Origin of the sequence: Natroniella acetigena (assembly GCF_023227745.1) — a bacterium.
GTDB classification, from domain to species: Bacteria; Bacillota; Halanaerobiia; order Halobacteroidales; family Halobacteroidaceae; genus Natroniella; species Natroniella acetigena.
In genome coordinates, this window is sequence record NZ_JALKBX010000035.1 from 1 (window position 1) to 26,132 (window position 26,132).

Below are 26,132 nucleotides of genomic sequence, written 5' to 3' on the forward strand. Positions count from 1 at the left end.
TTAGCCCTCTCGAAACTGATTTTGAAGTTTATTGGTTGCAGATTTTAATTTTAAAAGTGAAGCTTTATATCAATTTAGTTCTAATTATTAAAAAATATATCTTTGAAATAATATAATATTTTACTATGGTCAATACTAACCTAGAGGTGATAAAATATGAGTAAGGATAAAGATTTACAGCAGGAAGCAATTAAGGGTCAACAAGGAAAAAGTGAATTAGAAAGAAAAGTAGGAGCAGAAGCTCATGGTGGTCTTGAATTAAAGAAGGAAGAACGGAATCAATATTTAGGTGAATTTAAAGAGCGAGTGTTGAAAGCGTTGACTGTCAGTCAGGTGGAGGAAGAAGGAGTTTATTCTGAAATTATAACTAGCATTAAGGATTCAGAAGCTAAAAAATTAATTATTGATAGTAAAGTGTCCTCTCCAGCAGCTAAAGAGTATATTAAAGTTGCTAGAGAGAATGAGCTATCTTTTAAGAAGGTTAGCTCTCCTGATTTTAAAGGAGAGCTAGGTTTAGTAGTAGTTAGTGATCATGCAGTTAATAGAGAAGATATCTTTGTTGAGAAACGTCAGAAAAGGTTAGATAAGAAAGGGGTTCCAGAAAAGTTAATTGATGCTCAAGGTGAGAAAATTTGTTCTGAATGTTATAGTTTATTAGAAGAACGCGCCCCTGAAGAATTAAAAAATTATCATAAGATAACATGGGTTGATAAATTATTTGGAAAAAATTGTCCCGGTGATCACTAATTTAATTTAAGTTAGGAAGCAGGAATTTGTAGTTTGATCAAGAATGATTTCAGTGGGCTTTTGATTATAAGGATAGGAGGAAATAATAATATGGAACACCTAATAATAAATGGTGGTAATAAATTAAAAGGAGAAGTAAGCATTAGTGGAGCAAAGAATGCTGCTTTGCCAATTGTAACTGCAAGTTTAATGGGAGTTGGGAAGAGTGTATTATATGGGATACCTAACTTAAGGGATATTAATAACTTAATTAAGATATTGAGATCTTTAGGAGCTGAAGTTGATCTTGATTATGATCAAAATAAATTAATGATTAATACTGATGCCGTTAGTCGCTTAGAAGTTCCTTATTCTCTAGCCCGTAAGATGAGAGCGTCTTATTATGCTTTAGGAGCTTTGTTGGCCCGGTATGGTGAAGCTACAACTACCTTGCCTGGTGGTTGTGAGATTGGTAATCGACCAATTGATCTGCATTTAAAAGGATTTAGAGCTTTAGGGGCTGAAGTAAAAATTGAATATGGTGTAGTAGAAATAAAAGCTAATAAATTAACAGGTGATAAGATTTATTTAGATTATCCTAGTGTAGGAGCTACAATGAATATAATTATGGCAGCAACTACAGCTGAAGGAAAGACAATTATTGAGAATGCAGCCCGCGAGCCAGAAATTATTGATTTAGCAAATTATTTAAATGTAATGGGGGCCAAGATCAAAGGAGCTGGAACTGATATAATTCGGATTACAGGTGTTGAAGAATTAACTGGTAGTGAATATACAATTATTCCAGATCGCATTGAGTCAGGCACCTATATGATGGCGGCTGCAATTACAGGAAGTGAATTATATATTGACAATGTCTTGGTAGAACACATTAAGCCTTTAATTGCTAAATTAAAGGAAATGGGGGTTAAGATAGAAGAGGATGTTAGTGGAGTTAAGGTAATTAGTAATGGTCAGTTAAACTCTGTAGATGTTAAGACATTACCTTACCCTGGATTTCCTACTGATATGCAATCTCAATTTATGGCTTTATTGACTCAAGCTGAAGGAAATAGTGTAGTTGTTGAAACAGTATTTGAAAATCGTTTTGGTCATGCTGATGAGTTAAGAAGAATGGGAGCAGATATTAGAATAGATGGTAGGACTGCTATGATTAAAAAAGCTAACCTGACTGGAGCTAAAGTAAAGGCTACAGATTTACGGGCTGGTGCAGCCTTAATCTTAGCTGCTTTAGCAGCAGAAGGGAAGACAAAGATAACTGATATTTATCATATCGAACGTGGCTATGAAAATGTGACAGAAAAATTAAAAGGAATTGGTGTTAATATCAAACGAGTAAGTACCTCTGAATAAGGGGTGCTTTTTTATTATATAGGGTTAAATAGTATAAGGTTTTGTAGGTGTTTAAATTTCAATTACAATATTGTGGCACTTTTGTGCCACAATATTGAGTTGACAGTTTACGGTTTACAGTTTACAGTTAAAATTCAAAACATTAAAGATAAAGACCTCTGAAAAGATTTATACCTATGGGTTTAGAGTGGTTTTGATTTTATAATTTTAAGGTATTTAACTGTCAACCGTCAACTGTTAACTGTTCACTGATATAAAGTGGCAAAGTGCCACTTTATATCAATTAATTTTCATCTTAGCGTTGTTTATCTATAGTTAGATTTAAACTCAAGCTATGACCGAAGGTCATTTTGTTCTTTTTAGCATATCTAAAGTTAAGTAGCATAAAAATTAACAAAGCAGATTTATTGGAGGGAGAAGAGTTAATAAACTATTAGTTGGTTTGATTATATCTTTGTTATTGTTAATGATTATAATCCCCACCGTAGTAATAAATTTATCCAATTATTTGATTAGTCAACCAATTGAAATTGAAGTTTATGATAATATTAATGATCAAATATTATTGTTAGAGTTAGAAGAATATTTGAAGGGGGTTGTAGCAGCAGAAATGCCAGCTTTTTTTGAATTTGAAGCTTTAAAAGCTCAAGCAGTAGCTGCTAGAACCTATGCCCTTAGAAACTTAGAACAGGGCCAACAATTAACGACTGATAGTACAATAGATCAAGCTTGGAGTTCTAAAACAGAATTATTAGATAGATGGGGAATCTTAAATTATTTATTTTACTGGTCACGAATTTCAGCAGCAGTAGAAGAAACTGCAGGGGTTGTAATAGATTATCAAGGTGAATTAATTAATGCTGTTTATCATTCTACCAGTGGGGATTACACAGCAACAGCAGCTGAGGTCTGGGGCAATGATTTACCTTATTTAAAATCAGTAGCTAGTAGATATGAAAGGGAATCACCTTATTATCAAGATCAACAAACCTTTTCAGTTGAAGAATTTAATCGTAAGTTAGGAATAAACAGTAATTTACTTCAAGAGATTAAGATAGTTGAGAGGAGTTTAAGTGAGCGAGTCTTGAAAGTAAGAGTGGGTAATCAGGTCTTTTCTGGAAGAGAGCTCAGACAAAAATTAGGGATTAGGTCAACAAATTTTTTATTCGACACAACAGAAGAACAAATTAGGATTGTTACTTCTGGTTATGGTCATGGAGTAGGAATGAGTCAGTATGGGGCACATGGTATGGCGGAAAATGGCTATAATTATAAAGAAATTTTAAAACATTATTATCCCCGAACAGAACTAAACTACTATTAAAGCAAGGATTGCCCAGTTAAAGAGTAAATTAATGGGAACAAGATGTATAAAATAATCATTTCTGGAAATCATATTTCTGGAGGTGGATTAAGTGAGCAAAAAAGATGATCAAGATAAGAAATTACCATTTTCAATTAGCTGGGCTAAAAAGAAAAATTTTTTAAAGGAGCAAGTAGAGAAATTAAAGAGACTACAGTGGGGCAAGTATATGTTAGTACTTTTAATTTCTTTTGTTTTAGGGATTTCTATAGCAATTTATCATTTCATAACTAATCAAGACCTAAGTCAAGAAAGTGCTGAAATAGAGATTATTGAACTAGAAGAGGAAGAGAATGAATATCAGTTTGAGATTGATGAAGAAGCATCTGTACCGATGATGGTGGAAGAGTCATCACCTCAAGGAGCTGAAGAAGATCAGGGAATAACTGAGGAGCAACTGACAGAAGATGTAGAAAGGGAAGAGGAGTTAGAAAAGAATGAAGAGTTAGAAGAAGAAGTGGAAGAGACTGTATCTTCTCAACAGATGATAAATTTGATTAAGCCTATTTCTGGAGAAGTAAAGAATGCTTGGAAGTGGTACCATGATGAAGTGTTAGAAGCTTGGAAGTTTAATGCAGGAGTAGATATTTATGCTGAGCAAGGATTAGAAGTTAAAGCTGCTCAAGGAGGTCAGGTTAAAGATATTATTGAGAATGATCTATATGGTACGGAAGTTGTAATTAAACACAATCAATCATACAAAACAATTTATTCCAATTTAGAGGAGGTAGTAACTTTAGGAGAGCAGATTGCTCAAGGACAAGTTATTGGCAAGTTGGTAGATGATTCGTTCTACCCTGAGAGTAGGCTTAAGTTTAAGGTGATTAGGGATGGAGAGGAAGTATCTCCGCTAGAATATATTGATTAACTTGCTTGATTGGCCCCTTAATTAATTTGAATTTATTGTAATAATTATCCTTGTGCTACATATATATATATTGGAGCTAATTAAGGGGGACAAGTTGATGAAAGATTATATTTATCAAAGAGTATTAGAAGTGAGCCATTATATATATGAGACTAAAGCAACTGTCAGGCAGGCAGCTAAAGTATTTGGAGTAAGTAAAAGTACAATACATAAGGATGTAACGGAGCGATTAGAGAAGATAAATGGACAATTAGCTGAACAAGTTAAGGAAGTATTAGAATATAATAAAGCAGAACGTCATTTTAGAGGTGGCGAAGCTACTAAAAGAAAATATATGGAGGAAAAATCGTCTGATATAGAAGAGGGTTAGTGATGTCACTAACTCTCTTTTTTTCGTTATATTACAATAATGTGGCACTTTTGTGCCACAGGAATCAGGAATTTGGAATAAGGAATCAGTAAAAAAATTTGTAGGGGCAGGTCCCTGTGCCTGCCCATGAAATACAGGGCGACCCTACACAGAACCCTGATTTCCTCGTAGGGGTGCCCTTTATGGGTACCCTTAAAGCAAGGACAACCACGAGGGTTGCCCCTACAAAAATACATTCTTTCACGAATGAAAAGTTACACATTATATCAATTCGGCTTTAAAAATTAAAAATTTAAGGTTATACTATTATGTAAGGATTAGAAGATTGAATTTATTTTTGAATAGTTAGCAGGAATTTTATAATCTAGTGTTTAATTAATAAATAAGGTTAAGTTTAGAGAGGGGGATTTTAATGATCAGGGGTTTATATACATCTGCTTCAGGAATGAGTTCTAACTTAGAGCAGAATGATACTATTTCTAATAATTTATCAAATCTAAATACAAATGGATATAAAAAGCAAGTTGCTACCAAACATGAGTTTCCGAGTTATTTACTACATAGAATTGATCAGCAAGTAACTCCAACTGGTAAGATAGGGAGTGGGGTAATGGTTGATGAAATAAAGACCGATCATAGTAATGGTAGTTTTAAAAAGACAGGTAACACTTTTGATTGGGCTGTACAAGGAGAGGGGTTTTTTGCTGTCCAGACTCCACAGGGAGAGCGATATACCCGCAATGGAGAATTTACTTTAAATGATCAAGGACAAGTAGTAACTCAGGATGGTCATCCTGTTTTAGGGGAAAATGGAATTTTACAGGTTCCTTTCGAAGGGGAAATTAGTGTAGATAATAACAATAATCTGCTTGTTGATGGAGGAATAGTTGATCATATAAGGATAACCGGTTTTGAGAATAAGAACGGTCTAAGCAGAGAAGGAAGTAATCTCTTTGAAGCTACACCAGAGGTTGATAATATCTTTCCAGCTACAGGTGGTGTAGTGCAAGGTCATTTAGAAGAATCTAATGTTAATCCAATAGATGAAATGGTAAGAATGATCAATAATACACGTAATTATGAAGCTAATCAAAAAGGGATTCAGGCACATGATGATACGATGGGCAAGGCTGTTAATGAAGTAGGAAGGACTTAAAAAAGAATTAGGGAGTGAAGTGAAGAATGATTAGATCATTATCAAGTTCAGCATCTGGAATGAAAGCACAACAACTGAATATGGATACAATTTCTAATAACTTAGCTAATGTCAACACGAGCGGTTTTAAAAAGTCGAGGGTAGGTTTTCAGGATTTAATGTATCAGACGATAAGATCTGCTGGAACGCCTAACAATCAAGGTTCTGAAATACCGACTGGAATTCAAGTGGGACATGGTGTCCGACCCGAAGCAACACAGAAGTTGTTCAGTGAAGGAAGTTTAAAAGGAACAGAAAACCCGTTAGATTTAGCAATTGAAGGAGCTGGTTTCTTTGAAGTGATGATGCCTGATGGGACAAGTGGTTATACCAGAGATGGTTCTTTTAAAGTGGATAGTAATGGACAGGTAGTTACTTCAGATGGTTATTTATTACAACCACCGATCAATATTCCTGCTGAAGCAACAGATATTTCAATTAATGATGAAGGGGTAGTCACTTTTTTAGAACCTGGTGATGAAGTACCTCAAGAAGCTGGACAGATTGAATTGGTTAATTTTTCTAATCCAGCTGGTTTAGAAAGTGTAGGTCAGAATCTTTACCAAGAGACAGCTGCTTCTGGACAACCGATGTTTGGCTTAGCTGGGCAAGATGGCTTTGGTAGAATAGCACAAGGTTTTTTAGAGGAGTCTAATGTACAGGTAGTAGAAGAGATGGTTGATATGATCTCAGCTCAAAGAGCTTATGAAACTAATTCTAAAGCAATTCAGGCTTCTGATGAGATGTTACAACAGGCTAATAATTTAAGAAGATAGTAAAAACTATATGCGTTGATTTAAGTTAATTGACAATTGACGGAATGTACAATTTACAATGGATAGAAAAAATCTTGTGGCAATGATTTTTGGTGATTTTGATTATAAGATTTAGGGTTTTAATTGTCCATTGTCAATTTTGTACATTGTAAATTGAAGTTAAGCTGTATATCAATTAAATTGACGCAGATAAATAAAAGATAGGGGTTAAGAAGTAATGAGAAAAAAACTATTAACTCTCAAGGTTGGATTGCTGCTCTTACTAATTAGTAATGGTGCTTTGGCAGCGGAAAATATGATTGAAGTGACCAATCAAGTTGAAGTTACAGGAACAGAAGTTGAACTGCTTGAAATAGCTCAAATAAGAGGTGGTGCGGAGTTTGAAAATAGTTTAAATGGTATTACTCTGGGCCAAGCTCCAATCCCCGGATATCAACGGGTTATTTATCGTGATGAAGTAATCAATGCCTTAAGAAGGGAGCAGGTTGATCTAGAGCAAGTTAGGGTTAATATTCCTTATCATTTTTCTGTAACTACTGATTATGAAAAGTTGACTGCAGAGAGGTTAATTCAATTAGGAAAAGATTATATTTATCAAGAGTTGGCCCAAGAACCTGAGCGGATTGAAATTGAGGTTAGAAATTCTCCTCAAGATCTGAAATATCCTAGTGGTCAACTCGATTTAGAAGTTGGTAATCTCCACCGCAGGAACTTATTGGGACGAACTATGCTACCTATTAAGGTTAAGGTTGATGGTAGCTTGTACCAAAGAGTTAATATTCAATATCAGGTTGGTTTATGGCAAGAGGTTTTGGTTGCTAAAGAAGATATAGAGCGCAGAACTGAGTTGAGTCGAGATTTATTCCAACTGGAAGATAAATTATTGACTACTCAAAATAATAGGCTTATAACTGAGGGTTATTCTTTAGATGGGACTCAACTGCGAAGTTCATTACGGGCTGGTCAACCATTGGAAGAAAGAATGATCGATCGTCCTCCTTTAGTTGGCAGGTGGGAGGATGTTAAGCTGATTGCTCAAATTGGAGGAGTGATCATAACTGCTGATGGTAGATCGCGGGAAGCAGGACATTATGGAGATATAATTAAAGTTGAGAATAAAGCCAGTAGAAAGATTGTAGAAGGTAGGGTAATTGGAGAGAGAGAAGTACGAGTGATTACTGACTAAGGGAGTGATCTTAAGTGAGAAAGGGCTTTTTAATAATATTATCACTTTGTTTAATTTTGATTTTTACTGTGTCAGTTACTGAGGCCACTTCTTTATGGAATGGCAATGATGAACTATTTAGAGATAATAAAGCTAACCAAGTAGGAGATATCTTGACTGTAATTATTACTGAGGATGCTACTGCTACTCAACAAGCTTCGACTGATGCTAGTCAGAATAATCAAGCGGATGTAGGAGCAGGAACGGGAATTTTTGATTTTATTAGATCATTTGGCTTTAGTCAAAGTGATAGTAGCAATGCAACTGGTTCAACAAGTAGAAGTGGTAGTCTTTCTGCTGAAATAACGGTTCAAATTGAAGAGGAATTAGCTAATGGTAATCTTAAAATTAGTGGTACTAGAAGTGTAAAGATCAATGATGAAACGCAAGATATTAAGTTGACAGGAATAGTTAGACCTGAAGATATTTCACCACAAAATACGATTGAATCAAACTATATTGCAAATGCTGAAATAGATTATGAGGGTAAAGGAGTTATTGGAGATAGGCAAAGACAAGGGATTATTAGTAGGATAGTTGCTTGGCTCTTCTAGAAAGGGAGGGTAATATGAAAAAGGGTTATAAGTTTTGTTCTGTAATTATATTCTTATTGATGCTAATAAGTTTTAGTAATGATTTCACCTTAGCTTTAGCTCCTAACCAACCAGGGGCAGATGATCCATTAGTTAGGATTAAAGATATTACCAGAATTAGAGGGGTTAGAAATAATCAGTTAATTGGTTATGGAATCGTGGTTGGCTTAGATGGAAGTGGAGATGGTCAAAATAGTCAATTGACAGTTCAATCTATAGGTAATATGTTACAGAATTTTGGAGTGGATATTGATCAAGATCAATTAGGGGGCAACAATGCAGCAGCTGTTATGGTTACTGCTCAATTACCACCATTTGTCCATCCAGGTAGTGAGATTGATATAACATTATCTTCAATTGGAGATGCTGACAGCTTACAAGGGGGAACCTTATTGATGACTCCTTTAACAGGGCCTGCTGGAGATCAAGTCTATGCTGTAGCACAAGGAGCGGTATCAGTTGGTGGATTTACAGCTGGACAGGGTGGAGCTCAAGTGAGTCAAAATCATACAACTGTTGGCAGGGTACCTAATGGAGCAATCGTTGAAGAAGAAGTACCGATGGAATTTAATCAAGATAATCGATTTACCTTAGTCTTAGAAAATCCTAATTTTGCTACAGCTCAAAGGGTAGCAGATGTAATCAATCAGGAATTCGGTTATACTCAGGATGGAGGTTATTATGCCCAAGCTAAAGATGCAGGACAGGTTGAAATTCAAATCCCAAGTTTCTTTAGGGATAGGATTGTAAATTTTGTTTCTAGGGTTGAAGAATTAGAAGTTAGGCCTGATACAGAAGCTAAAGTGGTGATTAATGAGCGGACAGGGACAGTTGTGATGGGGCATAATGTTCGGTTGTCGAGAGTTTCTGTTTCACATGGGGACTTGACAGTTACTATTGCTACTACAGAAGAGGTGGTTGATGTTGGTGAAGAGGAAGTTGAGATTATAGAAGGAGAAGAGGTTGATGTAACAGAAGAGAAAGCTAGCTTAGTAGTTTTACCGAAGGGAGCAGGTATTTCAGATGTAGTAACCGGTTTAAATGCGGTAGGGGCTACTCCTAGAGATGTAATTTCAATTATTCAGGCAATTAAAGAAGCAGGAGCACTACATGCTGATTTAGAAATTATGTAATTTAAGGTAGGTGATAAGATGAAGATAGGTTCAGAGCTAAATTTAAATCAATTGCAGCTTAAGAATACTAACTTGAGTAAATCAGAAAGTGAATTTAAAAACTTATTAGAAAAGGAAGCTAGTACTAAAAATGAACAAAAAGATGAGCAGTTAAAAGTAGTTAGTCAAGAATTTGAGTCGATTTTTTTGAGTATGATGTTTAAGCAGATGAGGGATGCTACCTTAAAATCTGATCTATTAGATAGTGGTTTAAGTAAAGAAGTATTTGAGGATATGTATTATGATCAGATTGCTAAGGAGGCTGCTAGTAAAGAGCAATTAGGAATTGCAGAAGCTGTTTATCAGCAACTAAGTAATAATTCTTGATCTTGGTTATATTTAGTCAACTAAAATTATAAACTAAATAGTAGTTGTTGTTATATTTAAGAAGGGAAGGGATTTGCTTGCGATTAATTTCAAAAATGACTATACTAGTGCTTCTGTGTTTGTTGTTAACAAGTACGGTTTTGGCTACCGAACAAGAGATTATGGGATTAGCAGAGATAGAATCGGGGATGGAAGGTGTAGGAAAGACGGTTTTGCGAGGGACTGAGATAGAGGAGTTTGAGGTAGAAATTATTAGTACGTTGGATTCTTCTGATCTGAATCAAGATTTAATCTTGGTCAAAACTAGTGGGGATGTAATAGAAAGAACAGGTGGTATTGCTGCTGGAATGAGTGGTAGCCCAATTTATATTGAGGATAAGTTAGTTGGAGCTATTGGTTATGGTTGGCAGATGGCTGACCATAAGATTGGATTGGTAACGCCGATAGAGAGTATGTTGGATTTATTGGAATTAGGAATAGATGATGAGTTGGATATAAAAGAAGAAAAAGAGATTGCACTATCCACTCCGTTAGAGATAGATGACCAGAAGTATGAACAGGTACTCTTCACTACAGGTGAAGAGCAGAAAGATAAAACTAATACATTAGTAGCCACTCCAGTTAATACTCCACTATTAGTCAGCGGTTTAACAGGTAGGGCTAAAGATAGATTGGCAGAAGGATTAGATGATTATGATTTAATGCCTGTAGTTGGTGGTAGTTTAATGGAACATGAGGAAGAGTTATCTTTTGAGCCAGGAAGTGCAATGGCTGTTCAACTGATAAGAGGAGATATTAATGTTTCAGCAATTGGGACGTTGACTTATCGGGATCAAGATCGAATTTTAGGCTTAGGTCATTCATTCTTGGGTAAAGGTAATGCTAATTATTTACTTTCTTCTGCTTATATTCATCAAATGATTACAAGTATTGAGATGCCTTTCAAAATTGGTTCGCCGGCTGATTTAAAAGGGGTTATTACCCAAGATCGAACAGCAGGGGTAGCAGGTAAATTAGGAGATTATCCTAATATTGTACCTGTTAAAATAAATCTGCTTGATCAAGATTTAAATAGAGAAGTTACATATGACTTACAGATTGTCCAAGATGAAAATTTAATTGAACAGTTAGCAGCAACAGCACTCTTACAGGCGATAGACAGTACTATTGATCGCCAAGGGGCAGGAACGGCTAGAGTAAGCTGGGAGGTAGTAGGGAGTAAATTACCAGATAGGGTATTAGAGAGCACTAATCTCTATTATAGTGATAGTGATATAGCAGTGAATGCTTTGACTGATTTTATTCAAGGGTTATCATTACTTGTGAGCAATCCTTTTGAACAGGTTAATTTTGCTAATATTGAAGTTGATGTTGAGGTGCAAGAGGCTCCCCAAATTGCCTTGTTAGAGGAAATTAGCTTAAAACAAGAACAAGCAAGACCAGGGGAAAAGGTAGATTTAAAAGTAAAATTAAGACCCTATCGTCAGGAAGTAATTGAAAAAGAGATTGAATTAAAAATTCCAGAAGATATTACAGAAGAAAAATTACTGATCAATGTGTTAAGTGGGCAAGAAGCCAATTTTAATCTTTTTTATACAGAGTCTGAGAAAACAGAAGGTTCTACAGCCAATAATATTAAGAGTTTAGAAGAGTTGATCGAGATTTATCAATTACAGAATAAGAATAACAGCTTGGTAATTGAATTACAACCACTGCTAGGTTATCCTTCAGTTTCAGATGATGAGTTCGATTCTACTAAAGAAGAGAAGGATGATCTGGAAGAGATTGATAGTACTGAACAAGAAGTTGCTCAAGAAGTTGAAGTCGCTTATGATTTGGTTGAAGAAGTAATAGAAACAGACTATGTATTGACCGGTAGTTTAGTTAAAGAGATTGAAATTATTATAGAAGATGAGTAACAGAAGGCTCCTCATATGAGGGGCTTTTTTGTTGGTTTGTCTGAAGTTTTTCTTTAATCTTGATCAGGCTGACATTTAATTGCGAATAGTGGTAATATATTATAGTTCTCTTAATAAATAACTAGTGATTGCTATTGCAACTGCTGATAAAATATAATATTATTAAAGTAGTCTGAGGATTAGATTTGGGGGCAAAGTAATGAAACTAGAAAAACTAACTTCTAGATCAACTATAGTATTTGGTTTGCTCTTGTTGTTTGTGATGATGCTTTTATATTCAAATATTAATTATTTGCTGTTACAGGTAAGAGAAGAAGCAATCAATCTTTTAGAACAAGAGTTGACAACCGAGATTGTAGTAGATGATATAGAAATTGAAGGGATTAATAAAATTACTATCGCTGGATTGACTATTAAGGATCAAGAAGCGAGGGAGCTGTTGAAGGTTGAAGAGGTTAGTATCAATTATAGTTTGATTGATTTAATCTCAAATAGATTGGCTCCTTTAGATAGTATCAGTGGTATTAGGTTAGTAGAGCCTGAATTGAGGTTAATAGAAGGAGAAGACTGGAATTATCAGTTTTTAATTGATAATTTTGAAGAAATTGATGAAGTTGAATATTCCTTTCCAATTAGGATTGAGCAGGGGAAAGTAGATTATTTTAGTTTTCAATTTGAAAAGGAGATAAAGAATATAAATGGTGAGATTGGAACTGGACAACAATTGAGCTTTGACCTACATAGCAGTTCAGGGTCTCAGCTGGTTAAGCAGTTAAGTTTGGAAGGAATTTTTGAAGCAGGGGCTTATCATTTGGAGTTGAATTTTTCTGATTTAGATTTAGCTAATTTAACACAGAATTATGACTTAGCTATAGGAGATGAAATTGAAACCAGTGGTCAAGTAGCAGGAAATCTTAGACTAAGAGGCAATGTTGCAGAAGGGGTATCAAGTTATTATGGAAGCTTAGAGCTTACTGAATCTGTTGTTAGTAATGAGCAATTAAAGGTAGATGGAATAGCTGGAGATCTCAGTTTTAACAAATATGGATTGCGTTTTGAACGGTTAATTGGTAATTATCAAGGGATGCCAGTGGAGTTGACAGGTGAGGTATTCAGTTGGGAGCAGCCGCAATTGAATCTAGAATATGAGTTTAATAAGATAGATTTGGGTCAAGTTAGTCAGTTATTTGAATTAGATCAACTTGAGGTGGAAGGGTTGGCCCAGGCTGCTGGGAAGATAAGTGGGAGTTTAGATAACCCAAGTGTTATTAGTAATTTGAAACTGGAAGAAGGGCAATTTCAAGGGGTTGCTTTAAATGATTTTGAAAGCCAGATTTATTATAAAGATCAGGTAGTAAATTTTGAGGAAGTAGAATTTGATTTAGGATCAGGTAGAGTGAGTGGCGAAGGCAGGGTTGACTTTACTGAGGAGCTTGATTATATCTTTACTACTAAACTAGCTGATATAAGTTTGGCTAGATTAGAAAGAAAATTAGGAACTGAATTTTCTACTGCAGGTTTAATTAATGGTGAAACTATTCTTTCTGGCTCGGGAATAGAAGCAGAAGATCTTAATATGTTGGGTTCAGTAGTAGTAGAAGAAGGTTCAATTCAAGATTATAATTTTAACCAACTTGAGACAAGCTTCTGGTTAAATGATGGTAATTTTTTCTTGAATCAAGCAGAATTAATAACAGAGCAGAGTAACTATGCTCTGACTGGTTTAGTGACTTTAGCTGGGGATTTGGATCTGAATTTGATAGCTAATGATGTAAACTTAGCTGAATTGGTTGGGTTTCACAACCAAAAAGAATTAACAGGTGAGGTTGATTTAACTGGTCAAGTAAGTGGTAGTTTATCCGAACCTAAGTTTACAGGGCAGTTTAGAGGGATAGAGTTAGAATATGATTTTTTAGAATTAGGAGAGATGAAGGGTCAATTGCTCTTAGTATCAGAAGGGGTTCAGTTTGAGGGAGTAGAGTTACCTAAGTTTTCTAGTTTACTAAATGGAGGAATAGACTTCCAAACTGGCGAATCAGATTTAGTATTAAAAACTGAAGAGGTTGAACTTAATAAATTGTTAACCGCTACAGATACTGAACTACCTCTTTCAGGTATGCTAACTGGAACGATAAAGATTAATTCTTTGCTTGCTCCCCTTAAGTTAGCAGGAGAAGCTATAATTGAAGAAGGAATTATTTATGAACAGAGTTTTGATCAAGCAGAGATTGATTTTATTTATGATGATCAAGAAGTTATAATCAATAATTCTAAGGTTAACTATCAAGATAGCAATTTAGAAATTATGGGTGTTATTGAAGAAGAGTTGGATTTAAAGGTAAAAACAGATGATTTAAATTTAACTAGTATTGATTATTTACCACAAGAGTTTGAGGTTAGCGGTCAAGTTGCTGTAGATGGTAGGATTTATGGTTCAGTTTTTGCTCCTCAGGTAGCTGGAACTGTGGAGGGAAGAGATGTTAAATTGGCTGATCAACAATTAGGTGAGATTGAAGGTAGAATTGATTATCGACAATCAAACCTATATCTAACTAATATGGTAATTAATGATGATGAGCATCGTTATCAGGGTCATGGAGTTATAGATCTCTATCGCCAAGAGTTCAATGATTTTATCTTTGAAATTCAAGAAGGTAGTTTAGATTATTTTACTCATTTTTTTGATGAAGAGTTTGTTTTACCTTATCCAGTTGAAGGACGAGTTGTTGCTAATGGTTCTTTAGTTGAGCCGAAATTAGCACTTGATCTATTAATTCAAGATCAAGAAGGGATTGGTTATCTACAAGCTAAGGGAGATTATTGGTTACAGCGTGATTTGGATTTGGATTTGGATTTGATTGTTAAAGAATTTGATTTAAAACCACTGAATGATTTAGAATTAATTGATTATAAGTTGGGAGGAAAGCTTAACTTGGCAGGAAGGCTGACAGGTAATCTTGCTGAGCTGAATTTAGATTCTGAAATAAGGGTTACTGGGGGGCAAGTCAGTAATTTAGAATACCAAAGGTTGGCTGGTAGGCTCAGGTTGATAGATAGTCAAAAATTGATCTTAGAGCAACAACTACAGGTTAAAGAAGATAATATTTTACAAGTAAGAGGAAAGTTACCTTTAGTTGAGGATGAAGAGTTTGATCTCGATTTAAGCTTGGAAGAAGGTAATTTAAGTATTTTATCTTTTTGGCTAGAGAATGTTGAATCTGCTAAAGGTCGTGGCAGGGCTATTCTTAGTATTAGAGGAAATTGGAACGATCCTAAATTAAATGGGAAGGCTGAGATTATTTCAGGTAGTTTTAATCATTTGGATTTAGATCGAGAGTTTAATAATTTAAATGGGAAGATTGAGTTTGCTGATAAGGAAGTTAATGTTGAACAATTGACTGGTTATTATGGTTCAGGAGATTTCGAGCTAGGTGGTAAGGTTTTAATCAATGGTTTTATGCCTCAGAAGTATGATTTGAACTTGACAGGAGAAGATATCTTCTTCGAACATGGTTCTTGGGAGGGGTTAAACCGAGTGGACTTACAATTAATTGGTGATTTTGAGCAACCACTGATTAAGGGAGAGATAACAGCTTATAATACTTTCTTCAGTCTGCCAGTTGATTGGCCCGTAATGGAAGGAGAGGGCCAATCTAACATAGAACCACAGTTTGATCTAGTAATTAAGCCCGGCAGAGATGTAAGAGTAGGAAATAATAATATTGATATTTTAGTTCAATCAGGAGAATTAGTGCTAGAAAGTGCTTCTCAGGGAATAGAGTTAACGGGGCAGTTAGAGTCTACTACAGGAAGATTTACTTATTATAATACTGAATTTGAAGTTGAAGTAGCTAGGGCTAATTTTGGGAGATATACTTTTATTCCTGATCTACAATTGGAATCGCATGCTACGGTAAGAGGTGAAGAGATTGAGCTAAATCTATATGGACCAGCAGATCAGCTTGATTTTAACCTACTAGCTCAAGATGAACTGACAGAAGAAGAGGTTGTTAGTTTATTAGCACGTCAAGGAGGGATGGGAAGCTTACTAGAGAGGGATTTTGAAGAAGCAATCAGAGGTGAGATGTTTAGAATTATTGATGAAGGGATTAAGACCGAATTGATCTATCGTGTAGAAAGATCTTTTGAAAGGACATTGGATTTAGATCAGGTTAGAATCAGATCGCTATTGAGTGATGAAGTAGAGATAAGGTTAGGTAAGTTTATCTTTGATGGCTTTATGTTGAAGTACAATCATACCTTTGGAATCGAGGAGGAACAAGCAGTAGGTTTTGAGTATCAGTTTTCACGAGGGTTAGAGAATTTAAGCCTTGATGGAAATTATAATAATTATGGTGAATATCAGATGGGTTTGGAACTAAGCTTACCTTTTTAGTGATTGGTGACTAGTTGTTAGTAATTGGTAAAAATCAAAAACATAGATAATTACAAGAAATGGAGGAATAAAAATAATGTTTAAAAAGATAAGTTTAACAGTATTAGTTTTAGTAGTTTTGTTAGCAAGTAATAGTTTGCTTGTTGGTGCTGAAGAGGCAGTTCCAACAGATAATACTGTGACTGGGATTGAAGTAACAGGTAATAAACTAGTATCTGACGAAGAAGTTTTAGAAGAAGTTACAACTGAAATTGGAGATGAGGTTTCTAATGAAAAGTTACAGCAGGATATGCAGCAAGTCTTTGATTTAGGTTACTTCTTTGATCTGCAAATTTTATTCAGAAATTATCAAGATGGAGTCAAATTGATTATAGAAGTAATTGAAAATCCTGAGTTATCAGCGATTAAAATTGAAGGTAATCAAGAAGTAACGACAGAAGAATTAAAAGGATTATTATCCTTACAGCAGGGTGAAATACTTAATGTTAATTCTTTAGATCAAGATGTAGAAAGAATTAATGAATATTATCAAGAGCAGGGTTATATGTTGGCCCAGATAGTTGATGTGACGATTAAGGAGCAAGATCAACTAGAGCTAACTATCGATGAAGGTCGTTTAAATAGTTTGACTATTACAGGAAATGAAGAGACTAAGGATTTTGTAATTGAAAGAGAGCTGAGTTTAGAAGAAGGAGAAGTATTTAATATTGATCAGATGTGGAATGATTTTAGAAACTTATATAATTTAGGGTATTTTAAGGATATTAGACCTGATTTTCAACCTGTTCCAGATGATCCGCAGGCAGTTGATCTGGTTGTTGAAGTAGAAGAACAGAAGACAGGTACTTTCAGTATTGGAGGAGGTTACTCTTCTGCTGCTGGTTGGACAGGTATGGTCGATGTCGAGAAGGATAACCTCTTTGGTCGGGGACAGAAAGTCAACTTGAGTTGGGAGTTTGGTGACAGAACAAATTATGAATTAGGTTTTTATGAGCCGTGGGCATTTGGAACTGAGACGAGTTTAAACTTCAATCTTTACAAAACTGAATATGATGATGCAGTAGATGATGTTTCAAGAAGACAAGGTGGAGATATTACGGTTGGTCATCCATTAGCTGATGATATTACAGGTTATTTAAAGCTTGATTATCATAATACGAAATATGAAGAAGGATTAGGACTTGATGATGAAAATACTAGAAGTGTGACTCTAAAGACGATTCGAGATACGCGGGACAATATCTTCAGTCCCCGTTCTGGAAGTAGACAAGAACTTTCAATTGAGAATGCAGGACTATTTGGTGGCGATACTGACTTTACTAAGTATGAGCTTGATTTAAGAAATTATTTACCAGCAAGGGAAGAAGATACTTGGGCCTTCAGATTGAAGACAGGGCTTAGTGATGGAGACCTTCCAACAGGAGAGCGTTATGCACTAACTGGAATGAATGAAGTAAGAGGTTATAGTAGTGATTATTATGACAGGGATAATGGAGCTACAGAAAATGGTTTTGTTGATGGAGATGCTATGTTAGTTTCTAATTTAGAATATAGATTCGGGATTGTAGATAATGTGACAGGTGTTGCTTTTGCTGATGCAGGTAGAACTTTTGCAAGTAATAGTGATATTAGCTTGAATGATTTGAATTATTCAGTTGGTTTAGGAGCAAGGTTTAATACTCCAATTGGGCAGTTAGGATTGGATTATGGTTATGCCCCTGAGGGTGAAATAGAGGATGACAAGACTAACTTAAGTATTAGAATCGGTAATACATTCTAAAAGGAGTGGAATAATGAAGAAACTATTAGCAAGTGGGTTCTTAATTACTTTGGTTATAGTGGGGGCGTTAGTGGCTGTTAATCCCGTTCAGGCTGAGCAAGCTGAACAGGAAGAGGTTGATATTCCTCAAATTGTGTATGTTGATATGGAGAGTTTATTTCTAAAACATCCTCATAAGGAAGCTTCAGAAGAGGAATTAGATCAAAAGGCTCAACAATTACAGCAACAGCTTGAAGTTGAAGCAGCTAATTTGACTAAAGAAGAACGTCAAGATTTACTAAAAGAATATCAACAAAAACTTAATCAACTAGAGAGAGATTTAGTTCAAAGTCTGATAGATGATATCAATTCTAAGATTAGAGAAGTAGCCCAAAGAAAGGATATAACTATTATTGTCGATCAACCAGTAGTTATCTATGGTGGATATGACTTAACAGCGGAAGTTTTAGCTGAGCTTGATTTTGAAGAAGTGACAGAGTTAGAAGATGGTGAATCAGAAGATGATGAATCAGAAGAAGAACCAGTTATTGAGTTAGATAATGAAGAGTTATTGGAAGAAGAATTATTTGAAAGTGATGAAGAGTTGAATTAAATTATTTTAAACTGAGTACTCTCAGCTAAAAGAAAATATTAGAAAGCCAAAGAAGTAGTTAGTTTTTGGTCCTTAGATATTGACTTTTTAGTGTTTTGATTGTGTGGTTTTGAATTTAATTGTAAATTGTACATTGTAAATTGTACACTAAGACGAGGATGCAGAGAAATTTAGTTATTCGCGAAGCATTGTAATAACAGGCTTTAATTTAGCTGAGAGCACTATAAACTTAGAAAGCAGGTGTTTTCTGTGCGAATAATCAAAAGTGGTCTAGTTGGGCTACTATTGGTTATGGTTTTGAGTTTAGTTGGTTGTCGTAATCAAGAGTTAACGACAGAAGAAGCTAAAACTGAGCTTGAACCTCAAATTGGGATTGTTGATTTAGCTGATATTAGACGAGAACATCCTTTGACACAGCAGATTGCTCAAATTGAAGAACGGATTGTCAATCTTAATCTCTCTTTACGAGAGGAAGAGGAGAGTTTAACTAAGATTGAAGAAGATACAGGAAGTTATTTAACTGATTTTAATCAACAGGTGAAAAGAAGATTGGAAGTTATTGAGGCTGATTATGCTAAAAAGATTGAGCAGGAGGAATCTAAGTTAGGTTCTAAACTTGAAGATTATTATCAACAATTGATGGCTGAGTTCGAATCTGAGCTAGCTGAAAAAGAGACTAGCCTGCATCAAGAGTTAAAGGATGAACTTTTAATACTAGAGAAGGAATATGATACAGATTTAGAAGAATATAAAGCTATTATAGACCAAAATTATAATTCAGAAATTATTAATCTAAGATTACAGTTAAGGGTTGCTAATTTAGATGAGGCTAAACAAAATCAGTTACAGAGTCAGTTAGAAGAATTGACAGCAGAAAGAGAGGCTAAGATTGAAGACCAAGAGCAATATTATAATCAAAAGTTACAATCTTTCCTCCAACAAGAAGAAGCTGAGTTACAGCAGAGATTACAAGATTACCAACAAAAGTTGTTATTTCAAGCTGAGGCAGATTATGAAACTAGAAAGCAAGAGCTAGAACTGGAATTTTATAATTATTTAACTTCTTTAGAGGAAGGAATGGTGAGTGATTTATCCAGTCAGGAAGAAGAATTAGCAGCTAATATTGAAGAGGAGTTATTGGCTGCTCGAGAAAAACTGATAACTAGAGTAGAAACTAGGGTTAAAGATTTGACGGATGAAATTATCCAACTACAACAAAAAAGAGAGAAGTTAAGGTCGGAAAGAAAAGAAGAACTGGATCTAATGATAGAACAAGTAGCTGAAGATAAAGGCTTGGCTTTGATTTTAACCGATTATAATCAAAATTTAGCAGCAATTGATCTAACTGAAGAGATCTTAGCTGAGATTAGGTTAGGGGGGTGAAGGAGTGAAGAAATTAATTTTAGTAGCGATTACAATGTTAATGACAGTAATTTTTCTAGTGGGATGTACAGCAGAATCTGAAACTGAAGTAGTAACTGAGGTAGAAGAGGTTAATATTGAAGTGGGAGTTATGGATCAAGATCGGGTTTGGACTGAAAGTGAGCAAGCAGCTAATTATCAGGAAAAATTAAATAATAAAATAGAGGCTATTCAGGAAGAATATAATCAAGAAGCAGAAGGATTAGGAGAAGAGGAACAATTTAAGAAGCATCAACAGGCCTATGAGGAAATAAATCGATTGCAAGAAGATTTAAGGAACCAATTTGTAGCTGAAATTGAACAGGTAGTAAAAGAGATTGCTGAAGAGAAAGAGTTAGATATGATTTTGGATCAACAGGATGTTAGATATGGTGGTATTGATATTACTGATCAAGTAATTGAAAAGTTGCAATAAATTCTTTGATTGATTAATAATATCAGCCTATTATAGGCTGATATTATTGTACATAAGGAGGCTCAATGATGGGAAAGAAAGTAAAAGAGTTAGCTCAATTAGTAGCAGGAGAGGTTGTAGGGGAGCAAGAGTTTGAAGTTGAAGGTGTTGGTGGAGCAGATAATGCTGACAGTGACCAAATCACCTTTGCTCTTGATCAAGGCTTCTTCCAACAAGCGAAGCAGAGAGCAGGAGCAATTATTATAAATGAAGATCTTGTTAGAGATGATATTGAACAGCCATTAATTGTGGTTGATAACCCTCGTTTAGCTTTTGCTAAGATTGCTAAGGTCTTTTTACCTCAGCCTTATGCTCAACCTGGAATTAGCAAGCAAGCTGTAGTCAGTGCTGAAGCTGAGGTGGGTGATGAGGTATCGATTCATCCAGGAGTAGTAGTTGAAGCAGGGGCCAAAATTGGTGATCGGGTAATCTTGGCCCCAGGGGTATATGTCGGACATGATGTTGAAATTGGGCAAGATAGTATTATTCATCCGAATGTAGTGATAGAATATGAATGTAAGTTAGGTAATGAGGTTGAAATTAATGCTGGAGCAGTGATTGGTTGTCAAGGTTACGGGTTTGAAACAGGTGCAGATGGACATCAAAAGGTACCCCAATTTGGTAATGTAGTTATTGAAGATAAGGTAGAAGTAGGGGCCAACGTTACGATTGACCGAGCTGCTACTGGTTCAACAATTGTCGGAGAAGGTACTAAGATTGATAATTTGGTACATATTGCTCATAATGTCGAAGTAGGAGCTGATTCATTATTGATTGCTCAAGTTGGAATTGCTGGTAGTAGTAAGTTAGGGGAACGGGTTACATTAGCTGGTAAGAGTGGAGTAGTAGGTCATTTAGAGATAGGGGATGATGTAACAGTAGGAGCCTATAGTGCAGTGACCAATAATGTAGCAGATGATTCTTTTGTATCAGGATATCCAGCTCATGAGCATCGCCAGGAAAGAAGGATTAAAGCAGCCCGTAAGAAGCTACCACAGATGATGAAGAAGATGCGAAGGTTAGAAAAGAAGGTTGCCCAATTAGAAGAAAAATTGAATACTCTCAGCTAAAAGAGAATATTGGAAGATGAAATATTTAGTCGTAGGATACTTTGTAAATATTGATGAGTTTAGTATTTGTGGTTTTATGATTTTGAATTTAATTGTCAATTGTCAATTGTCAATTGTAAACTGTCAATTAGGCGGGGGTGCAGGGAAACCTAGTTATCTGCGAAGCACTATGGTGATAGATTTAAATTTAGCTGAGAGAGCACAAATTAAATTAGGAGGGGTAATGATGAAAAAAGGGTTGAGGTTAGGGTTAGTAGTAGCTTTGTTGATTATCTTTTCGTTACCAAGCTATGCTGGTCAATTTGGAGCTACTGGCTTATTGACGATTCCTACGGCAGATATTTTGGCCCCGACAGAGTTAAATTTAGTTTACCAGCGAATTGATGAGAATGGAGATTTAGTAGGAAGTGATTATGGGATTAAGCAAGGAGTTCAATTGGGAATTGGGGCTAATTGGCCTGCTGGTATTACAGAGGATGGAGAAGTTTTTCCTAAGTTGAAGGTTAAGTTGATAGAAGAAAGTGAGAATGTTCCAGCAGTAGCAGCGGGAATTATTGATCGAGATCGCTACATAGTTGCCAGTAAATCCAGTCCGTATTATGGGTTGCGAGCTCATTTAGGAGTTGGTGATAAAGAGCGATTTGAGGATAACTTTTTTGTAGGGGTTAGTAGGGTCTTAAACCCTGTCTCTGTCTTAAGTGGAGAGAGTAGTTTTGAATTACCATTGACGACTATGTTAGCTGAGTATAATGGAGGGGTGAATTTAGGATTTAAGTTTGAATTCATTCCTGAAATCAGCGCTAATCTAGGAGTTAAAGATCTAACTGATCGAACTGATCTTACTTTTGGTCTTAGTTTTAAAAATGAATTTTAATTAAAAACCTTGCCCTTAGGGCAAGGTTTTACTTTATAGTTATTTCAGTTTGAAGGGGAATTAATTGATATAACTTTTCAATAGCTTCTGCCTCCAGTCGAATGCATCCAGCTGATTCTTGTTCTGTAATCGAGGTTGGACTACTAGTTCCATGGATTCCATAACTTCCTCCTAGAGTCCAGAGATCAATTCCGATCCAGTAATCGCCAAAATCTTCTCTCTGTTCTCCTCCTGTAATAGGAAATTTATTCTTGATTCTAAAATTACCCATGGGGGTAGGACTTTCTTGAGCTCCAATCCCGATGGGATAGCTAGCTATTATTTCTGCTCCTTGTTTGAGGTGGAGTTGCTGTTCATCTGTAGCGATCAGTAAACGATATGGTTTAAATGGAAGATTATAATCGTCAGTTGGCTTGAGGTTAGGCTTAAAACTTGCTTCAACTAAATTTATTAAGTCAGCTGTATCTTTAGTCTGCTGAGGATTGTAATACCAACCGCCTTGCTGATCTAATTCGGTACTGACCCGTCTGCTATTGGAAACTGATTCAGTAGGTAAAGTTAGCAGGTAATCACCTACCAATTGATTGAGTTTGGTAGGTAAGTGATGATTATCTTGTAAGTAGAGCAGTAAAGCTGTTCTAATCTTAGTTAACTGTTGCTGGGGAGTTATTATAGTTTCTTTTTCTGTAGGCTGTTGGCCCGTGAATTGCTGTAAGTAATCATCTATTTGATTAAATTGTTCTTGATCTTGATTAGAAGTTACTCGATTATCGTAAGTAGTTGGCTGATAGTAGGTTGAAATTAGAAGTAAGAGTAAGAATAGAAAGATAAGGCTGAGAATGATCAATATTCTTTTTAAATTAGTGGTTGAAAAAAGTGATGAATTCATAATTCTCCTCCAGGTTTAAAGTTTACTATTAGTATTGTTAAGTTAAGGTTATGATAGTCTGTAAACTTTTAACATTCATTTTTAACAGGGATTAAAGGAATTATGTATAATATAAATAATTGAGAGATAATTAACAGTTCTGACTAATGCTTTCCAATTTGGGTTCTAATTGTAGGAAAGGAGATAGCTAGTGAGGAAATTACAGATTCTTTGTTTTTTATTAATCTTGCTTACAAGACCAGTGTATAGTCAGCAAGGGGATTTTGAAGTAGGAGGAGGATTCAGTTATAATACCTTTGCTTTAGATGAACTGAATGAGCATTTATGGCAGAGGAATTATTATTTAAATTATGATCGTTTTTCTGCTGAACCTTATCAAAATTTAAAAAGTTTCGATTCAGAGGTAGGTTATTTTTTACAAGCGAGATACTGGTTAACAGATAATTTGGCCATAGGGGGAGAAGTAGAAAAGTTTAATTTATTAACAGATTATAAATTAAATTATACTAACCTTCAGTATTTAGAAAGTTACGAATTAGAATTAACAGGGGTTTTAGGAATAATTGATTATCAGCTAGAACAGGAAGGGTCAAAGTTGGTCCTCAGATTAGCTCTCGGCTATTATTCAAGTTTATTTGCTTGGCAAAAGTACATAAAATTTTATGATGATCCAGAAGGGAATTATGCAGAAGATAATACAACTGGAATTTATCAAGGAGGTACTCTAGGTGGTAAGTTGGGAACCGAGCTTTTTTTTCCTGTGATGACTGGAATTGATGGTAGAGTAGGGCTTAATTATCGCCATGTCTTCTTTGAGCAATTAGTAGAAAAGGGTCAACCCTTCTATAGCGAGTATGGAGATGATATGGCTGGGGATGAATTCGATTTCAGCGGCTTAGAGCTTCGGGGTGGCTTAGATATTAAATTTTAAAAGGAGCAACCAGATGAAGAAACTAATCTTAATCTTGATCATTATGATAACTGCAACAGGCTGTAGTACAGATAGCTCTTACCATGATGGTAACTTAGGTTATCTGACTATTGTTAATACTGAGATTGAAGAAAAATTTAATTTACCAGCTAGTACAACTAGTTTAGAAGTACAAACAGAAGATTACATACCACAGAAATTATTAGTTAAATTTACGGATGAAACTATTAAACAGAAATTGTTAGAGAAATATGGATTAAATCTGGAAGATGAGTTGGTGGGACTAGAGGTCAGCTTAGTAGCTGGAGCAGAAGCTGGGAAATTAGAAGAGTTAGCAGCAGAGTTAAATAAGCACAAAGGAGTAGAGTTTGCGGAGTTGAATCGGCAGATGAGGACATTGGAGACAGCATTTCATCCAATTGATCAAGATTATGACAAGCAGTGGCATTATTCTGCGATCAGCTTACCAGAGGCGTGGCAAAAGAGTACAGGAGGTGAGGGTGTAACTGTGGCTGTGGTTGATACAGGAGTTGATATAGAACATACTGACTTGAAGAACCAAGAAATTAAATTGTTAGCTAAGGAGAAGTATGAAGAAAAAGGCTTACCTAGTTCTATAACTGATCGAAATGGACATGGAACCCATGTAGCAGGTACTATCGGGGCAGTAGCAAATAATCAAGGTGGAAAAGTTGTAGGAGTAAATTGGGATGTGACATTATTTCCAATTAGAGTTTTTGGGGGAGAGCTTGGGTCAAATTCAGGTTCTTATAAGCTTGTAGCAGAAGCAATTAAATTAGCAGTAGATTATGAATCAGATATTATCAATTTAAGTTTGGGTTCTCCCTTTCCTTCTGCAACTGTCAAGAAAGCGATAGATTATGCCCACCAGCAGGATGTGACTGTGATTGCAGCTGCAGGTAATGGAGGTAATGATAAGATTGGTGATCCAGACTTGCTCTATCCTGCTCAGTTTGAAACGGTGATTTCTGTGGGAGCAGTCGATTATAACTTAGAGTTGGCCCGCTTTTCTAATTATGGACGGGAGCTTGATTTTGTAGCACCAGGTCAGCATATTTATTCTACGGTTCCTTATGGCAGATACCGGGATTCATATCTTGAAGAAGTAATAGAAGGTGAACATGTTAGACTTAGTGGAACTTCAATGGCAGCTCCCCATGTAGCAGGAGTGGCAGCATTACTGTTAGCTGAAGAGCCTGATTTAACGCCTGCTCAAATTAAAGAACGTTTACAAAGAACAGCACAAGACTTGGGGGCTGAAGATGTAGGGCGAGGCTGGGACTTCAAATATGGCTATGGCCTGATCAATGCTCATGCAGCAGTCACTAATGCTCAAATCGGACAAGCTGTCGTCTTTGCGGGGAAGAAAGATGGTAATCAGATCAAGTTGAAGAGTCAATTAGCAGAAGTGAGTGAGGATGGATTTTATCAATTAAAAGAGGTCGAAGCGGGTGAGTGGCATCTGTATGCTTGGATCGATCTGACAGGTAGTGATAATAAGATAGAGCAAGGTGATTACTTTGGTAAGACAGCTCATTCGGTAGGAGCAGGATTGAATGTTGATTTTGATTTGGAGTTGTTGACGGATGACGTTGAGTGGAAAATTAACAATTGACAATGTACAATGTACAATTAAAAATCAATGAATAGGTAAAAGCATTGAATATTTAATAATTAATGTTGAATAATTGAAAAGAGCAATAAATAATTAGATATTAATTACAATTATGTGTAACTTTTGCTTAGAACCATGAGGGAGATTTCTCGTTCTGAAAGATTTTTTCTGAGCTTCTAA

The 26,132-nt window shown here is 35.6% G+C and carries 22 protein-coding genes; 21 read left to right on the forward strand and 1 reads right to left on the reverse strand.

Annotated elements, in window-relative coordinates; all coding sequences use genetic code 11:
* The first annotated feature begins 156 nt into the window (after window positions 1-156).
* From MWH25_RS08425 to MWH25_RS08515, 19 genes are all read left to right on the forward strand, one after another.
* Window positions 157-747 (forward strand): YueI family protein, encoded by a 591-nt coding sequence (locus tag MWH25_RS08425; protein WP_248627209.1) that lies wholly within the window; start codon window positions 157-159, stop codon window positions 745-747.
* Window positions 748-837: 90 nt separating this feature from the next.
* Complete coding sequence (murA, locus tag MWH25_RS08430; RefSeq protein WP_248627210.1) at window positions 838-2,100, forward strand: UDP-N-acetylglucosamine 1-carboxyvinyltransferase; 1,263 nt, start codon at window positions 838-840, stop codon at window positions 2,098-2,100.
* A gap of 508 nt (window positions 2,101-2,608) precedes the next feature.
* Window positions 2,609-3,424, forward strand: coding sequence for a stage II sporulation protein D (spoIID, locus tag MWH25_RS08435; RefSeq protein WP_248627211.1), 816 nt, complete (start codon window positions 2,609-2,611; stop codon window positions 3,422-3,424).
* Window positions 3,425-3,515: 91 nt separating this feature from the next.
* Window positions 3,516-4,331 (forward strand): peptidoglycan DD-metalloendopeptidase family protein, encoded by an 816-nt coding sequence (locus MWH25_RS13045; protein ID WP_248627212.1) that lies wholly within the window; start codon window positions 3,516-3,518, stop codon window positions 4,329-4,331.
* Between the two features lie 97 nt (window positions 4,332-4,428).
* Window positions 4,429-4,701, forward strand: a complete 273-nt coding sequence (gene spoIIID / locus MWH25_RS08445) for a sporulation transcriptional regulator SpoIIID (protein WP_248627213.1) — start codon at window positions 4,429-4,431, stop codon at window positions 4,699-4,701.
* Window positions 4,702-5,113: 412 nt separating this feature from the next.
* Window positions 5,114-5,857 carry a flagellar basal-body rod protein FlgF gene (gene flgF, locus MWH25_RS08450; protein ID WP_248627214.1) on the forward strand — a complete coding sequence of 248 codons (744 nt, stop codon included), beginning with the start codon at window positions 5,114-5,116 and terminating at the stop codon, window positions 5,855-5,857.
* Window positions 5,858-5,883: 26 nt separating this feature from the next.
* A complete protein-coding gene (flgG, locus tag MWH25_RS08455; RefSeq protein ID WP_248627215.1) occupies window positions 5,884-6,672 on the forward strand; it encodes a flagellar basal-body rod protein FlgG in 789 nt (262 codons plus the stop codon).
* 217 nt (window positions 6,673-6,889) lie between these two features.
* Window positions 6,890-7,858, forward strand: coding sequence for a flagellar basal body P-ring formation chaperone FlgA (gene flgA, locus MWH25_RS08460; protein ID WP_248627216.1), 969 nt, complete (start codon window positions 6,890-6,892; stop codon window positions 7,856-7,858).
* A 68-nt stretch (window positions 7,859-7,926) separates the two neighbouring features.
* Window positions 7,927-8,451 carry a flagellar basal body L-ring protein FlgH gene (locus tag MWH25_RS08465; protein WP_248627217.1) on the forward strand — a complete coding sequence of 175 codons (525 nt, stop codon included), beginning with the start codon at window positions 7,927-7,929 and terminating at the stop codon, window positions 8,449-8,451.
* Window positions 8,452-8,465: 14 nt separating this feature from the next.
* Entirely contained in the window at window positions 8,466-9,623 is a 1,158-nt protein-coding gene (locus MWH25_RS08470; protein WP_248627218.1) for a flagellar basal body P-ring protein FlgI, read from the forward strand.
* A gap of 18 nt (window positions 9,624-9,641) precedes the next feature.
* Window positions 9,642-9,989 (forward strand): rod-binding protein, encoded by a 348-nt coding sequence (locus MWH25_RS08475; protein ID WP_248627219.1) that lies wholly within the window; start codon window positions 9,642-9,644, stop codon window positions 9,987-9,989.
* Window positions 9,990-10,129: 140 nt separating this feature from the next.
* Entirely contained in the window at window positions 10,130-11,908 is a 1,779-nt protein-coding gene (locus tag MWH25_RS08480) for a SpoIVB peptidase S55 domain-containing protein (RefSeq protein ID WP_248627220.1), read from the forward strand.
* 199 nt (window positions 11,909-12,107) lie between these two features.
* Window positions 12,108-16,304 (forward strand): translocation/assembly module TamB domain-containing protein, encoded by a 4,197-nt coding sequence (locus MWH25_RS08485; protein ID WP_248627221.1) that lies wholly within the window; start codon window positions 12,108-12,110, stop codon window positions 16,302-16,304.
* A 76-nt stretch (window positions 16,305-16,380) separates the two neighbouring features.
* Complete coding sequence (locus MWH25_RS08490; RefSeq protein ID WP_248627222.1) at window positions 16,381-18,084, forward strand: BamA/OMP85 family outer membrane protein; 1,704 nt, start codon at window positions 16,381-16,383, stop codon at window positions 18,082-18,084.
* A 13-nt stretch (window positions 18,085-18,097) separates the two neighbouring features.
* The gene (locus tag MWH25_RS08495) at window positions 18,098-18,676 is read left to right on the forward strand and encodes an OmpH/Skp family outer membrane protein (RefSeq protein WP_248627223.1); all 579 of its coding nucleotides are present in this window, start codon (window positions 18,098-18,100) and stop codon (window positions 18,674-18,676) included.
* Window positions 18,677-18,925: 249 nt separating this feature from the next.
* A complete protein-coding gene (locus tag MWH25_RS08500) occupies window positions 18,926-20,059 on the forward strand; it encodes a coiled-coil domain-containing protein (RefSeq protein ID WP_248627224.1) in 1,134 nt (377 codons plus the stop codon).
* A gap of 4 nt (window positions 20,060-20,063) precedes the next feature.
* Window positions 20,064-20,513, forward strand: a complete 450-nt coding sequence (locus MWH25_RS08505) for an OmpH/Skp family outer membrane protein (RefSeq protein WP_248627225.1) — start codon at window positions 20,064-20,066, stop codon at window positions 20,511-20,513.
* A gap of 68 nt (window positions 20,514-20,581) precedes the next feature.
* Window positions 20,582-21,622 carry a UDP-3-O-(3-hydroxymyristoyl)glucosamine N-acyltransferase gene (gene lpxD, locus MWH25_RS08510; protein WP_248627226.1) on the forward strand — a complete coding sequence of 347 codons (1,041 nt, stop codon included), beginning with the start codon at window positions 20,582-20,584 and terminating at the stop codon, window positions 21,620-21,622.
* A gap of 16 nt (window positions 21,623-21,638) precedes the next feature.
* Complete coding sequence (locus tag MWH25_RS08515; protein WP_248627227.1) at window positions 21,639-22,496, forward strand: YjbH domain-containing protein; 858 nt, start codon at window positions 21,639-21,641, stop codon at window positions 22,494-22,496.
* A gap of 28 nt (window positions 22,497-22,524) precedes the next feature.
* On the opposite strand, the gene MWH25_RS08520 is transcribed toward MWH25_RS08515, so the two are convergent.
* Window positions 22,525-23,385, reverse strand: a complete 861-nt coding sequence (locus tag MWH25_RS08520) for a L,D-transpeptidase (RefSeq protein ID WP_248627228.1) — start codon at window positions 23,383-23,385, stop codon at window positions 22,525-22,527.
* 190 nt (window positions 23,386-23,575) lie between these two features.
* On the opposite strand from MWH25_RS08520, the gene MWH25_RS08525 reads away from it, so the two are divergent.
* Window positions 23,576-24,316, forward strand: a complete 741-nt coding sequence (locus tag MWH25_RS08525; protein ID WP_248627229.1) for a hypothetical protein — start codon at window positions 23,576-23,578, stop codon at window positions 24,314-24,316.
* A gap of 13 nt (window positions 24,317-24,329) precedes the next feature.
* Window positions 24,330-25,952: a S8 family peptidase gene (locus MWH25_RS08530; RefSeq protein WP_248627230.1), complete on the forward strand. Its 1,623-nt coding sequence runs from the start codon at window positions 24,330-24,332 to the stop codon at window positions 25,950-25,952.
* The last annotated feature ends 180 nt before the right edge of the window (window positions 25,953-26,132 follow it).